The sequence below is a fragment of the Amaricoccus sp. genome (genome assembly GCF_017993425.1).
Lineage (GTDB): Bacteria > Pseudomonadota > Alphaproteobacteria > Rhodobacterales > Rhodobacteraceae > Amaricoccus.
Map to the genome: position 1 here is coordinate 16,717 of NZ_JAGOMQ010000032.1, position 13,974 is coordinate 30,690.

Here is a 13,974-nt window from a genome sequence, read left to right on the forward strand (position 1 = left end):
CGGGGCCGCCTGCGGGAGAGGATAGCGGTCGCCCGGACGGGCCCGGGTGGTATTCCCCTACTACGTCACTCGGCGGCGAGCGCCACGGGCCCCTGCTGCGTCAGCCAGACGAGGCAGGAGCAGCGCAGCACCGAGGTGAAGTTGCGGGCCTCGCCGTGCAGGAGCAGCACCTCGTCGTGAAGCCGCGAGATGAAGGCCGGGGTGGAGACGCCCTCGCCGGCGGCGATCTGGTCGAGGATCTCCCAGAACGCGGCCTCGAGCCGGACGCTGGTGCTCTGGCCGTTCAGGCGCAGGCTGCGGGTCTCGGGCTGGTAGCGGCCGGGATCCTGCCCGGCGTAGATGCGGCACATCGGTTCCTCCGGGACGTTTCTTCTGACGGGCCAGTGTCGCGCAGGACCCGGTCCCGCGCAATCGTACCTGTGGCGGACCAGCGCGCGTCAGGCGACGCGGCGCAGGAACGCCTGAAGGCGCGGATCGCGCGGCGTCTCGAAGATGGCGGCCGGCGGGCCCTGCTCGACGATGCGGCCGCCGTCCATGAAGAGGACGCGGTCGGCGATCTCGCGGGCGAACTGCATCTCGTGGGTGACGATCAGCATGGTCTGCCGGCGCCCGGCGACGCGCAGGAGGAGCGCGAGGACCTCGCCCACCCATTCCGGGTCGAGGGCCGAGGTCGGCTCGTCGACGAGCATCAGGTCGGCGTGGAGCGCCATCGCCCGGCCGATGCCGATGCGCTGCTGCTGGCCGCCGGAGAGCGCCGCCGGCCAGGCGTCGCCGCGGTCGGCGAGGCCGATCTCGGCGAGGATCGCGTCGGCGCGCGCATCCGCCTCGGCCTGCGCCATGCCTTTCATCACGGTCAGCGCCTCGGTGATGTTCTGCCGCGCCGTGCGGTTGGCGAAGAGCGCATAGTTCTGGAAGACGAAGGCGGTGCGTCGGCGCAGCGCGAGGATGTCGCGGCGGCTGGCGCGGGCGGCGTCGATCGTCAGGTCGCCGAGCGTGATGCGGCCGGCGTCCGGGCGGTCGAGGAAGTTCAGGCAGCGCAAGAGCGTGGACTTGCCGGTGCCGGAGGGGCCGATGACCACGATGCGCTCGCCCGGCGCGATCTCGAGGTCGATCCCGTCGAGCACCGTGCGGTCGCCGAAACGCTTGGTCAGCCCCTCGACGCGGATCATCGCGCGAAGGCCCGGCCGAGGCGGCGCTCCATCCGGCGCTGCACGACGGAGAGCGCCTCGACGATCGCCCAGTAGATCAGCGCCACGACGAGGAACGCCTCCAGGTAGCGGAAGCTGCCGGCCGCCTCCTTCTGCGCCGCGCCCATCATCTCGGTGACGCCGAGGGTGAAGGCGAGCGACGTGCTCTTGATCATGTCGATGAAGTAGTTGAGCAGCGTCGGCGCCGCGACGCGGGCGGCTTGCGGCAGGATGATCCGGCGCATCAGCTGGATCTGGGTCATCCCGACCGAGGCGCCCGCCTCCCACTGGCTGCGGTCGATGCCGAGGATCGCGCCGCGGATGCTCTCCGCCATGTAGGCGGCGAAGTGCAGCGTAAGCCCGGTCACGGCGGCGGTGACCCCGTCGATGGCGCGGAAGGCGGCCACCACCTGCGGCAGGCCGTAGTAGAAGAGGAAGAGCTGGACGAGGAGCGGCGTGCCGCGGAAGAAGCTGATGAAGACCGCGACGAGCCGGTCCGCCACGGGCACCTTCAGCACCCGGATCACCGCCAGAGCCGCGGCGAGGACGAGCGCGATCGCCATGGAGACGACAGCCATCCCGAGCGTGAGCGGCACGTAGCGAAGTATGACCGGCACGAGGCCGGCCATGTATTCGAGATCGACGATCATGGCGTCAGGTGGGCATCGCGTCAGGAGGCGGGGACGGTCACGTCGGCGCCAAGCCACTTCTCCGAGATCTCGCGGAGCTTGCCCTTCTCCTTCAGCGTGGTGATGGCGGCGTCGACGCGGTCGCGCATGGCGCGGCCGGCCTCGTCGTTGCGGAAGGGGAGCGCGTTGCGGATCTCGGAGAACGGCGGGCCGGCGAGCTGGAGCGGCAGCGGCGACTCGGCGATCACCTGCGCCGAGGAGACGCGGTCCATGACGAAGGCGTCGACGCGGCCGAGCGCGGTGTCCTGCTCGATGTTGCTCTCGTAGGTCTTGATGGTGATCTCGGAGGCGAAGGGCAGCTCGCGCAGCAGCTGCTCGAAGTTGGAGCCGAGGTTGACGGCGACAATCTTGCCGCGCAGGTCCTCGACCCCCTTGATCGCGTCGTTGCCCTTGCGCACCACCACCTGCGCGCCGTCGTAGACGTAAGGCTGGGTGAAGACGAACCTCGCCTCGCGCTCGGGGGTGACGGTGATCTGGTTCGCCACCGTGTCGATGCGCCCGGCCTCCAGCGCGCCGATCAGGCCGGAGAACGCCATCGTGCCGAAGCTGACGGTGTCGCCGGTCTCCGCGGCGACCGCGTTCATGAAGTCGACCTCGAAGCCCTGCAGCTTGTCCTGCTTGACGAAGGTGAAGGGGAAGTAGCCGCCCGACATGCCGACCCGGATGTCTTCGGCAAGCGCCGGAGCGGCGACGGCGGCCCAGACGAGGACGGCGGTGACGAGGCGCTTCATGGCGCGGCTCCCTTCTGGTGATCGGACCCCGTACCTAGCACGCCCCGGCCGCGTTGCGAGGCCCTGTTCAGGACCCGGCCGCCCGCAGCCCGTCAGGCTTCGGCGGGCGCCCAGTTCAGGAAGAGGCCGATGTCGCCCGGGATGCCGCCGGGGAAGTTGATCACCATGGCCTTCAGCCGATATCCCTGCGGCTTCGCGAGCTGCTCGTAGCGCTCGAAGAATTCCAGCGCCTTGCCCTGGAGCGTCGTCGGCCAGCGGGGGTCGTTGCTGTTGATCGCCCGCCCGCCGTCGGTGCAGAGCACGGACGGGAAGGAATAGACCATCGCCTCGAACTTGCCGTCGCGGACCGCGATGCCGATGAGGCGGCGGACCATGGCGATCTCGTCCTCGCTGACGTGCTTCGACAGGAAGTCGTGGGCGAAGTCCGCGCGCTTCTTCTCCTCCGCCTCGTGGACCTTCCGGTCCTGGTCCATCCGCTCCATCTCCTTCTGGAGGATGGACATCCTCAGCGCCTCCGCCGACTGCGGCAGCTGGTTGGGATCGATCTTATCGCTCATCGCGACAACCTCCGGAGATGGTCTCGGAATGCGGGGGTTAGGTGGTGGAGGGGGCTGGATTCGAACCAGCGTAGGGTTGCCCCGACGGATTTACAGTCCGTTGCATTTGACCGCTCTGCCACCCCTCCCGAGGTCAGCGAGCGCTCATTATGCCCTAGAAGCCGAGGGGTCAACACGGCAAAACGCTCCCCCTACCAGGGAAAAGCTTACCTGCAGAGGTAGGCATAGAGATTGTTGAACGCTGGGTTCTTAACCGGGATCGCCATGAACCTGTCTTCAGGTGGCAGCTCCGGCATCTCGACGATCTTGGACGACCAGTCCGATTCCAGGACGCCGCGCTCGATCTCCAGCAGATCCTGCCCACAGTGCGCGATGACGAGCATGTGCGTCGCAAGCTGACCTTGTTCCGTGGCTGCGATCTTCCTGATCCACGCGGAGGAGTTGCCACGGCCCACGTCTACGGAAGACGTATCCAATTCGAATCCCATTCCGCCGAGGTCGACCCACTCCTCCGCGCAGGCCAGTCCCGCGCCAGAGATCAGCGCCGCCGCGATCAAGACGCATCGCTTCATTGTCCGTCCCCAAGCAACCGCGAGGCGTCTGGGACGCCGTGCGCGGCCGCGACAGTTCGGATGCAATCGAAAAGCGCCGACCGCTGGCCGGAGAAGATCGCGCAGCGATAGTTGAGGTCCCCGGCGAATGCCTCATAGTCTTGGCGTGACATCCCGAGTTCCTCGGCGAGACGAAGGGCGCTCTCCTCGCGATCCACCATGTCTCGCCCGGTCAGGCGGTAGGCCCGCAACTGCTCGTCATCGAGGATCTCCATCTCCCTCGGGTCGATGCTGAACATGTCCTCAGCCAGGCGCGCCGGGACGTTCATCTCTGCAAGGTAGTCCCGAGATTCCTGCTCGATGTGGCGCAGCGCCTCGCCGATGTCCCGTCCGGGAGGCACCAAGAAATATGGTCGATGGATACCGACGCGCCCCTTGGGAATGCGGTCTGCACCGGCCGCCAGGATAAAGACGCAGGCGCTTAGACACTCCGCGCCTGGTGGGACAATGACCGTGATGCCGAGAGCACGAACCATCCGCCCGATGCTCAGCGCGCTCTCGACGTCGCCACCGGGTGAGTCAAGCATGAGCATTCGGACGTTGGTGGCTTCTGCGAGGGCTCGCGCTCCCGCAAGTGCCTCGACGTCGCGAGCGGTGATTTCGCCGGATAGCTGCGCCACAAAGCTCCGCCCGAGCGCGGGATCATCAACGCTGCCGGCGATGATCTCGGCGCTGGCGGCGATCGAGGACAGCGCCATGCCTGCCATTGCGCAAACAATTTTCCCGCACCCCGTCATCCGCATCAGTCCTTGTGCTGACGGCTGACCAATCAGGAGAGACGTTCACACAATTGTCGGGATGCGGGAAGCTCAATCCCGTTAGTCCCCTGTTCACGTCTTTCCGGGCATCCGAACGCCCCGCGAGACCGGGTTACGGGGGATGTCCAGGGTGCGGCCAGCATCGTTGAGGATGGCCTTCAGCACCCGAAGGCAGCCATTGGCGCTGTAGCGGCCCGACGTCCTTGTCAGGCTTTCGGGGAGCTCCCGACACGTGCGGGGCGTTATCTCATCCCAGTGCAGATCGAGCAGCCCCTTCAGATGCACGTGGCGCGTTCGTCGGGAGGGCGCGATGGCCCGCGGTCGCGCGGGCGGGCGGGGCGTGGTAAGGGGCGGGAATCGAGACGGAGGCGGACCTGACCGAGACGCTGACCCTGCGCCGGCCCGACGACTGGCACCTGCACCTGCGCGACGGGGCGATGCTCGCGGGCGTGCTGCCCGCGAGCCGCGACTTCGCGCGCGCCATCATCATGCCAAACCTCGTGCCACCGGTGATGACGGCGCGGGACGCCGCCGCCTATCGGGCGCGGATCCTCGCGGCGCTGCCGGAGGGGCAGGACTTCACGCCGCTGATGACCCTCTACCTGACCGAGGGGACCGACCCGGAGGACGTGGCGGCGGCGGCGCGGGACGGGCTGGTGACGGCGGTGAAGCTCTATCCCGCTGGCGCGACGACGAATTCCGCGAGCGGGGTGCGCGACCTCGACCGGGTGATGCCGGTGCTGGAGCGCATGGCGGAGGTCGGGCTGCCGCTCTGCGTGCATGGCGAGGTCACCGATCCGGCCGTCGATATCTTCGACCGCGAGGCGGTGTTCGTCGAGCGGGTGCTCGATCCGCTGCGGCGGCGGCTGCCGGAGCTGCGGGTGGTGATGGAGCATGTCACCACCCGGGACGGCGTCGACTATGTGGCCGGCGCGGGGCGAGGGCTTGCCGCGACGCTGACGGTGCATCACCTGATTCTCAACCGGAATCAGATGCTTGTCGGCGGGATGCGGCCGCATTTCTACTGCCTGCCGATCCTGAAGCGCGAGGTTCACCGGCTGGCGCTGCGGGCGGCGGCGGTCTCCGGCGACCCGCGGTTCTTCCTCGGGACCGACAGCGCGCCGCATCCGCGGCACGCCAAGGAGGCGGAGTGCTGCGCGGCGGGGGTGTTCTCGGCGCCGGTGGCGCTCGGGTGGCTGGCGCAGGTCTTCGAGGAGGAAGGCGCGCTCGGGCGGCTGGAGGGGTTCGCCAGCCTGCACGGGCCGGCGTTCTACGGGCTGGCGGCGAACGAGGGAACGGTGACGCTCGAGCGGGTCGAGGCTCCTGTCCCGGAGGTGGTCGAGACCGGCGCCGGGGCGGTGCGGGTGTTCGACCCGGGGTCGCCGCCGCGCTGGCGGGTGCGGGCGTGAGCGTACTGGTCTATGTGGCGGCGGCGATTGCGGAAATCGCCGGGTGCTTCGCGTTCTGGGCCTGGCTGCGGCTCGACCGTTCGGCGTGGATCCTCGTGCCCGGGATGGCGGCGCTGGCGGTTTTCGCCTGGCTGCTGACGCTATCGCCGGTCGATGCGGCGGGGCGGGCCTATGCGGCCTATGGCGGGATCTACATCGCCTGCGCGCTCCTGTGGCTCTGGCGGGTCGAGGGGCTGCGGCCGGACCGTTGGGACCTCGCCGGCGCTGCGCTGTCGGTCTCGGGGGCGCTCATCATCCTTCTGGCCCCGCGCGGGCCTGCCTGACAGCGGAGAGAAGAATGCCGGCCTTTTCAGCTCCTTCCGACGCGGAGATCGCCCGCCTTACCGCGCGGATGCTGTGGGAGGTCGAGGCGGTGCATTTCCGCGCCGGCGAGCCGTTCCGCTTCACCTCCGGCCTCGCCTCGCCGGTCTACATCGACTGCCGCAAGCTGATCTCGTTTCCGCGCATCCGCTCGACATTGATGGATTTTTCCGTCGCCAAGCTGATGCGCGACGTCGGCTTCGAGGCCTTCGACGCGGTGGCGGGGGGCGAGACGGCGGGGATTCCGTTCGCGGCGTTCATCGCGGAGCGGATGGGGCTGCCGATGCTCTATGTGCGCAAGAAGCCGAAGGGGTTCGGGCGGAACGCGCAGATCGAGGGGTTCATGCCCGAGGGGGCAAGGGTGCTGCTGGTGGAGGACCTCGCCTCGGAGGGCGGGTCGAAACTCGTTTTCTCCCAGGCGGTTAGAGCGGCCGGCGGGGTGATGGCGCATTGCTCGGTGGTGTTCTTCTACGACATCTTCGCCGACGCGCTGCCGAAGCTGGAGGCGGACGGGCTGACGCTGCACTGGCTGGCGACGTGGCGGGACGTGCTGGCGGAGGCGCGGGCGCAGGGGCGGTTCGATGCGGGGACGCTGGCGGCGGTGGAGGCGTTCCTCGATGCGCCGCGGGAGTGGTCGTCGGCGAACGGAGGGGCGTGAGGTGTTGACGCAATTGGAGAATTTGCCTGTGGCGGCGGAGGGGAGAGCGAGAATGCGGCTCGGGAGCGCGACGGATGCGGCGCGGCTGGCGGCTCTGGCGGCGGTGCTTGCCGGGGCGGCGGCAGTCGGGAGCGGTGTGAGGGCAGACGAGCCCGGGTTCTCGGACTTTCCCGTGGTCGTATATTGCGAATACAAGGGCACGACGCGGGCCTATTACTTCTCTCAGCTCGCCGACGGTCAGGCGGTTTATCTTACGCTCGACCGTCAGGCGGGGGTGATCACCATCGACGGGACGCCGCAACGCGCCGGCGGGGAGCAGTCGGGGAGTTGCGCGGACAAGACGCTGGACGAGTTGCGGGGGGCCGGGCTGGCGTTCGACCTGCCGCGTTGAGCCGCCCGGGCGCCATATCGGCCCGGATACGGTGAACCCTTGGAACGGCGACGAAAAGCGTGGCTGGAACGCGGCTGGAATCCGGCTGGAATCCGGCTTGCCACTTTTTAACCGGCTATTGACGCCGCCCGCCGGATACGGGCTTGCGCCGCCCGAGCCCGCGCGGGGGCAACTTCGGGCGGCCCGACCTGGCGCGCTGCGTGCTGGCCTACGGGTTCATCTCGAACAACACGACGGTGGGGGACGACTTCTTCGGAAACCGGGTAACTTACGCGATGTCGCGGGCCTCGGCCCGGATGCAGGTCGACGTCGCGAAAACCGGGACGACGTGGGAGGTCACGGAACTGACGCCGCTGCGGCGAAGCGCGCAGCCGGCGCCGGACGCGGGCCGACTTCGGGCCGTGGGGCGGCGGCGGGGGCCGAGCGCCGCCTTCTTCGGCGCCGGCTGCCCGCGCGGCGGACTATCGCCGCTTCCTTGCCCGGCCGCGCACCATTCCCCCTTGCAGGCGGCGTCAACATGCGCATACTCCCCAAACCGGTTTGAGTAGATGGTCAACGCAGAGGGCTTTCCGATGAACGAGGCGTCTCCCGGGATGTACGAACCGAACCCACGCGAGGCGCTCGATCCGGAGATGCTGGCGGGCGAGATCGTCAACCGGCTCATCTACCGGATCGGCAAGGATCCGAAGGTGGCGCGGCCCCATGACTGGTTGCAGGCGACCATCCTGATCGTGCGCGACCGCGCCATCGACCACTGGATGCCCTCGACCCGGGCGACCTACCTCGCCAAGGACAAGCGGGTCTACTATCTCAGCCTCGAGTTCCTGATCGGGCGGCTGATGCGCGACGCCGTCTCGAATCTCGGGATGACCGAGCCGCTGCGCGCGGCGCTGAAGACGCTCGACGTCGACTTCGACCAGATCGCCGAACTCGAATCGGACGCCGCCCTCGGCAACGGCGGCCTCGGGCGGCTCGCCGCCTGCTTCATGGAGAGCATGGCCTCGATCGGCGTGCCGGCCTACGGCTACGGCATCCGCTATCGCCATGGCCTGTTCCGGCAGGAGATCGTCGACGGCAACCAGGCCGAGCTGCCGGAGACCTGGCTCGAGCACGGCAACCCCTGGGAGTTCGACCGGCGCGAGAGCGCCTACGAGGTCGGCTTCGGCGGGTTCGTCGAGTACCTGGAGGCCAACGGCTCGGAGGCGCGCTACGTCTGGAAGCCGGCGGAGCGGGTTATCGCCACCGCCTACGACACGCCGATCGTCGGCTGGCGCGGCAAGCGGGTGAACACGCTCAGGTTGTGGTCGGCCGACCCGATCGACCCGATCCATCTCGACGCATTCAACGCCGGCGACCACATCGGATCGCTTCGCGAGAGCAACCGGGCCGACGCGCTGACGCGGGTGCTCTACCCCGCCGACGCCTCGCCCTCGGGGCAGGAGCTGCGGCTCCGGCAGGAATATTTCTTCTCGTCGGCGGCCTTGCAGGACATCCTGCGCCGGCACCTGCAGCAATACGGGACGCTGGCGAACCTCTCCGACAAGGTGGCGATCCAGCTCAACGACACCCATCCGGCCGTCTGCGTCGCCGAGCTGATGCGGCTCCTCGTCGACGTCCACGGCCTCGACTTCGCGGCGGCCTGGGACCTGACGCGCAAGACGATCGGCTACACCAACCACACGCTGCTGCCCGAGGCGCTGGAGAGCTGGCCGGTGCCGCTCTTCGAGGCGCTGCTGCCGCGGCACATGCAGATCGTCTACGACATCAACGCGCGGCTCCTGCGCGAGGCGCGCCGCGACCACGGCTTCGACGACGCCGAGATCCGCTCGATCAGCCTGATCGACGAGACCGGCGAGCGGCGGGTGCGCATGGGCAACCTCGCCTTCGTCGGGGCGCATTCGATCAACGGCGTCTCGGCGCTGCACACCGAGCTGATGAAGGAGACGGTGTTCGCCGATCTCCACCGGATGTATCCGCTCCGGATCAACAACAAGACCAACGGCATCACGCCGCGGCGCTGGCTGATGCAGTGCAACCCGGAGCTGACCGGGCTGATCGCCGACACGATCGGGCCGGGCTTCCTCGACGACATCGACGCGCTCGCGGCTTTCGAGAAATACGCCGACGACCCGGAGGTGCAGGACGCCTTCGCCAAGGTGAAGCGACGCAACAAGGATCGTCTGGCGGCGGTGGTGCGCGCGCGGATGGGGGTGAAGGTCGACCCGAACGCGCTCTTCGACATCCAGATCAAGCGCATCCACGAATACAAGCGCCAGCTCCTCAACATCATCGAGGCGGTGGCGCTCTACGACCAGATCCGCTCGCATCCGGAGAAGAACTGGACGCCGCGGGTGAAGTTCTTCGCCGGCAAGGCGGCGCCGAGCTACCACAACGCCAAGCTGATCATAAAGCTCGCCAACGACGTCGGCCGGGTGATCAACTCGAACCCTCTGGTGCGCGACGTGCTGCGGGTGGTGTTCGTGCCGAACTACAACGTCAGCCTCGCCGAGGTGCTGGTGCCGGCGGCGGATCTCTCGGAGCAGATCTCCACGGCGGGGATGGAGGCGTCGGGCACCGGCAACATGAAGTTCGCGCTGAACGGGGCGCTGACCATCGGGACGCTCGACGGCGCCAACGTCGAGATCCGCGACAACGTCGGCGCGGAGAACATCGTGATCTTCGGCATGACCGCCGACGAGGTGGCGGAGGCGCGCAAGGACGGGCACGACCCGCGCGCGGTGATCGAGCGCTCGCCGGAGCTCAGCCAGGCGCTGAAGGCGATCGCGTCGGGCGTGTTCTCGCCGGACGACCCGGGGCGGTATCGCGGGCTGGTCGGCGGGCTGTACGAGCACGACTGGTTCATGGTCGCGGCCGACTTCGACGCCTATGCGGCGGCGCAGCGGCAGGTCGACGCGCTCTGGGCCGATCCGAAGCTCTGGTGGCGCAAGGCGATCCTGAACACGGCGCGGATGGGGTGGTTCTCGTCGGACCGCACGATCGGCGAGTATGCGCGAGACATCTGGGGAATCCGCCTGTAGCTTCACCGGCCTGTAGCTTGCCCGCCTGTAGCCTGACCGACCGACGGACGTCCTGATCGACCAGAAGAATAATCCGGGGGGAAGATCGCGTGACGACGAAGCCGACGCGGCGCAAGGCCGCCCCTGTCCTCGACTCCCCGACGGTGGACGCCATCGTCGCGGGATCGCACGGCGATCCGTTCGCGGTGCTGGGCGTGCAGGAGGTCGACGGCAAGCTGGTGGCGCGCTGCCTGATCGAGGGCGCGGACGAGGTCGAGGCGCTGACGCTCGACGGCAAGCCGGCGGGCATGCTCGAGAAGCGGCATGACGGCGGGTTCTTCGAGGGGAAGCTGAAGATCCGCAAGCGACAGCCGCTGCGCTACCGCGCGCGGAACGCCGGCGGCGAGTGGCTGGTCGGCGACGCCTATTCCTTCGGGCCGGTGCTCGGGCCGATGGACGACTATTACATCCGCGAGGGGAGCCATCTCAGGCTCTTCGACCGGATGGGGGCGCACCCGGTTCGCCACGAGGGCGCGGACGGCGTGCATTTCGCCGTCTGGGCGCCGAATGCGCGGCGGGTGAGCGTCATCGGCGACTTCAACGGCTGGGACGGGCGGCGCCACGTCATGCGGCTGCGCCGCGACACCGGGATCTGGGAGATCTTCGTGCCCGACATCGGCGCGGGCACGGCCTACAAGTTCGAGCTGATCGGGCCCTCGGGCGACCGGCTGCCGCTGAAGGCGGACCCGTTCGCGCGGGCGAGCGAGCTTCGGCCCAAGACCGCGTCGGTCGTGGCGAACTGGATGGACCACGACTGGGGGGACGCGGCGCATCGCGACTTCTGGAGCCGGGCGGACGCGCGGCGGACGCCGATCTCGATCTACGAGGTCCATGCCGGGTCGTGGCGGCGGCGGGACGGGACGGAGTTCCTGACCTGGGACGAGATGGCGGACCAGCTGATCCCCTATGTCGTGGAGATGGGGTTCACGCATATCGAGTTCCTGCCGATCAGCGAGCATCCCTACGATCCGAGCTGGGGGTATCAGACCACCGGGCTCTATGCGCCGAGCGCCCGGTTCGGGCCGCCGGAGGGGTTCGCGCGGTTCGTGGACGGGGCGCATCGGGCGGGCGTGGGGGTGATCCTCGACTGGGTGCCGGCGCATTTCCCGACGGACGAGCACGGGCTCGCGCATTTCGACGGGACGGCGCTCTACGAGCACGCCGATCCGCGGCAGGGGTTCCATCCGGACTGGAACACCGCGATCTACAATTTCGGACGGCAGGAGGTGTTCTCGTTCCTGGTGAACAACGCCCTCTACTGGTCCGAGAAGTTTCACATCGACGGGCTGCGGGTCGATGCGGTGGCGTCGATGCTCTACCTCGACTACTCGCGCAAGGAAGGCGAGTGGATCCCGAACGTCCATGGCGGGCGCGAGAACCTCGAGGCGATCGCCTTCCTCCAGGCGACGAACAAGGCGGTCTACGGGAGCCATCCGGGGACGGTGACGATCGCCGAGGAATCGACCTCGTTCCCGAAGGTGAGCGCGCCGGTCCACGAGGGCGGCCTCGGCTTCGGGTTCAAGTGGAACATGGGCTGGATGCACGACACGCTCGCCTACATGGCGCGCGAGCCGGTGCATCGGAAGCATCACCACAACGACCTGACGTTCGGGCTGCTCTACGCGTTCAGCGAGAACTTCGTGCTGCCGCTCAGCCATGACGAGGTGGTGCATGGCAAGGGCTCGCTGATCGCCAAGATGCCGGGCGACGGCTGGCAGAAGTTCGCGAACCTGCGGGCGTATTACGCGTTCATGTGGGGCTATCCGGGGAAGAAGCTGCTGTTCATGGGCCAGGAATTCGCGCAAGGGGCCGAGTGGTCGGAGGCGCGGAGCCTCGACTGGCACCAGCTCGACGTGGCGGAGCATCGCGGCGTGCAGGCGCTGGTGCGGGACCTGAACCACCTCTACCGCGCGAAGCCGGCGCTGCACGCGCGGGACTGCGAAGGCGAGGGGTTCGAGTGGCTGCTCGCCGACGACGCGGAGGCCTCGGTCTATGCCTGGCTGCGCAAGGCGCCAGGGGCGGCGCCGGTGGCGGTGGTGTCGAACTTCACGCCGGTGCCGCGCGAGAACTGGCGCGTGCCGCTGCCGGCGGCGGGGCGCTGGCGGGAGATCCTCAACACCGACGCGGGCGTCTATGGCGGCAGCGGCGTCGGGAACGCGGGCTATGTCGAGGCGCGCGACGAGGGCGGGGTGGCGGCGTTGACGACGCTGCCGCCGCTGGCGACGATCTGGCTGGAATTCGAGCCGGACTGAAACCCGGCCGACAAGAAGGGGGAAGCGAGAGATGGACCACCGGACCCAGCCGCTGGCGCGTGACGCCATGGCCTATGTCCTGGCCGGCGGACGCGGCAGCCGGCTGAAGGAGCTGACCGACAAGCGGGCGAAGCCGGCCGTCTATTTCGGCGGCAAGACCCGGATCATCGACTTCGCGCTGTCGAACGCGCTGAACTCGGGCATCCGGCGCATGGGCGTCGCCACGCAGTACAAGGCGCACAGCCTGATCCGCCACCTGCAGCGGGGCTGGAACTTCCTGCGGCCGGAGCGGAACGAGAGCTTCGACATCCTGCCCGCCTCGCAGCGCGTCTCCGAGACGCAATGGTACGAGGGCACGGCGGATGCGGTCTATCAGAACATAGACATCATCGAGAGTTACGGGCCGGAGTTCATGGTCATCCTCGCGGGCGACCACATCTACAAGATGGACTACGAGCTGATGCTGCGCCAGCACGTCGAGAGCGGGGCCGACGTCACCGTCGGCTGCCTCGAGGTGCCGCGGATGGAGGCGACCGGCTTCGGGGTGATGCATGTCGACCCGGTCGACACCATCACCGCCTTCGTCGAGAAGCCGGCCGACCCGCCGGGCATCCCCGGCAGCCCGGACCTGGCGCTGGCCTCGATGGGCATCTACGTCTTCCAGACGGCGTTCCTGATGGACCTGCTGCGCCGCGACGCCGCCAACCCGGACTCGACGCGCGACTTCGGCAAGGACCTGATCCCCTACATCGTCGAGCACGGCAAGGCGGTCGCGCACCGCTTCTCGCGCTCCTGCGTGCGCACCAGCAACGAGGCGGAAGCCTACTGGCGCGACGTCGGCACCGTGGACGCCTACTGGGAGGCGAACGTCGACCTGACCGACGTCATCCCCGAGCTCGACCTCTACGACACGTCCTGGCCGATCTGGACCTATGCCGAGCTGACGCCGCCCGCCAAGTTCGTCCACGACGAGGACGGCCGGCGCGGCATGGCGATCTCGAGCCTCGTCGCCGGCAACTGCATCGTCTCGGGCGCGAGCCTGAAGCGGTCGCTGCTGTTCACCGGGGTGCGGGCGAACTCCTACAGCCATCTCGAGGAGGCGGTGATCCTGCCGGAATGCGAGATCGGCCGGAACGTCCGGCTGCGCAAGGTCGTGGTCGACCGCGGCGTCATCATCCCCGAGGGGCTGGTGGTCGGCGAGGATCCCGTGCTCGACGCCAAGCGCTTCCGGCGGACGGAGAACGGGGTGGTGCTGATCACCCAGCCGATGATCGACCGTCTGGGGCTCTGATCG

Annotated in this window: 14 protein-coding genes and 1 tRNA gene; 7 read left to right on the forward strand and 8 right to left on the reverse strand. The window is 68.5% G+C overall.

What is annotated here, in order from left to right; translation table 11 throughout:
- Positions 1-65: 65 nt before the first annotated feature.
- From KBB57_RS14845 to KBB57_RS14880, 8 genes are all read right to left on the reverse strand, one after another.
- A complete protein-coding gene (locus KBB57_RS14845) occupies positions 66-350 on the reverse strand; it encodes a ribbon-helix-helix domain-containing protein (protein ID WP_290751684.1) in 285 nt (94 codons plus the stop codon).
- A gap of 87 nt (positions 351-437) precedes the next feature.
- Positions 438-1,169, reverse strand: a complete 732-nt coding sequence (locus tag KBB57_RS14850; protein ID WP_290751686.1) for an amino acid ABC transporter ATP-binding protein — start codon at positions 1,167-1,169, stop codon at positions 438-440.
- A complete protein-coding gene (locus KBB57_RS14855; RefSeq protein WP_290751688.1) occupies positions 1,166-1,837 on the reverse strand; it encodes an amino acid ABC transporter permease in 672 nt (223 codons plus the stop codon). Before KBB57_RS14855 ends, KBB57_RS14850 begins: the two co-directional genes overlap by 4 nt.
- A gap of 20 nt (positions 1,838-1,857) precedes the next feature.
- Entirely contained in the window at positions 1,858-2,607 is a 750-nt protein-coding gene (locus tag KBB57_RS14860; RefSeq protein WP_290751690.1) for an amino acid ABC transporter substrate-binding protein, read from the reverse strand.
- Positions 2,608-2,699: 92 nt separating this feature from the next.
- A complete protein-coding gene (locus KBB57_RS14865; RefSeq protein WP_290751693.1) occupies positions 2,700-3,164 on the reverse strand; it encodes a hypothetical protein in 465 nt (154 codons plus the stop codon).
- Positions 3,165-3,206: 42 nt separating this feature from the next.
- Positions 3,207-3,292 (reverse strand) — tRNA-Tyr (locus KBB57_RS14870).
- A 78-nt stretch (positions 3,293-3,370) separates the two neighbouring features.
- Positions 3,371-3,721: a hypothetical protein gene (locus tag KBB57_RS14875; RefSeq protein WP_290751695.1), complete on the reverse strand. Its 351-nt coding sequence runs from the start codon at positions 3,719-3,721 to the stop codon at positions 3,371-3,373.
- 11 nt (positions 3,722-3,732) lie between these two features.
- Positions 3,733-4,473 carry an ATP-dependent Clp protease proteolytic subunit gene (locus tag KBB57_RS14880; protein ID WP_290751697.1) on the reverse strand — a complete coding sequence of 247 codons (741 nt, stop codon included), beginning with the start codon at positions 4,471-4,473 and terminating at the stop codon, positions 3,733-3,735.
- Between the two features lie 434 nt (positions 4,474-4,907).
- Here KBB57_RS14880 and pyrC point away from each other — a divergent pair, with 434 nt between their 5' ends.
- The 7 genes from pyrC to glgC all read left to right on the forward strand — a co-directional run bounded on the left by pyrC (position 4,908) and on the right by glgC (position 13,971).
- A complete protein-coding gene (gene pyrC / locus KBB57_RS14885) occupies positions 4,908-5,942 on the forward strand; it encodes a dihydroorotase (protein WP_290751740.1) in 1,035 nt (344 codons plus the stop codon).
- A complete protein-coding gene (locus tag KBB57_RS14890) occupies positions 5,939-6,265 on the forward strand; it encodes a YnfA family protein (RefSeq protein WP_290751700.1) in 327 nt (108 codons plus the stop codon). The genes pyrC and KBB57_RS14890 overlap by 4 nt, the downstream gene beginning before the upstream one ends.
- A gap of 14 nt (positions 6,266-6,279) precedes the next feature.
- The gene (locus KBB57_RS14895) at positions 6,280-6,960 is read left to right on the forward strand and encodes an orotate phosphoribosyltransferase (RefSeq protein ID WP_290751703.1); all 681 of its coding nucleotides are present in this window, start codon (positions 6,280-6,282) and stop codon (positions 6,958-6,960) included.
- 52 nt (positions 6,961-7,012) lie between these two features.
- The gene (locus KBB57_RS14900) at positions 7,013-7,351 is read left to right on the forward strand and encodes a hypothetical protein (protein WP_290751706.1); all 339 of its coding nucleotides are present in this window, start codon (positions 7,013-7,015) and stop codon (positions 7,349-7,351) included.
- A gap of 593 nt (positions 7,352-7,944) precedes the next feature.
- The gene (locus KBB57_RS14905) at positions 7,945-10,389 is read left to right on the forward strand and encodes a glycogen/starch/alpha-glucan phosphorylase (protein WP_290751708.1); all 2,445 of its coding nucleotides are present in this window, start codon (positions 7,945-7,947) and stop codon (positions 10,387-10,389) included.
- Between the two features lie 89 nt (positions 10,390-10,478).
- Complete coding sequence (gene glgB, locus KBB57_RS14910; RefSeq protein WP_290751710.1) at positions 10,479-12,680, forward strand: 1,4-alpha-glucan branching protein GlgB; 2,202 nt, start codon at positions 10,479-10,481, stop codon at positions 12,678-12,680.
- Between the two features lie 31 nt (positions 12,681-12,711).
- Positions 12,712-13,971, forward strand: a complete 1,260-nt coding sequence (gene glgC / locus KBB57_RS14915) for a glucose-1-phosphate adenylyltransferase (RefSeq protein ID WP_290751713.1) — start codon at positions 12,712-12,714, stop codon at positions 13,969-13,971.
- Positions 13,972-13,974 lie beyond the last annotated feature (3 nt).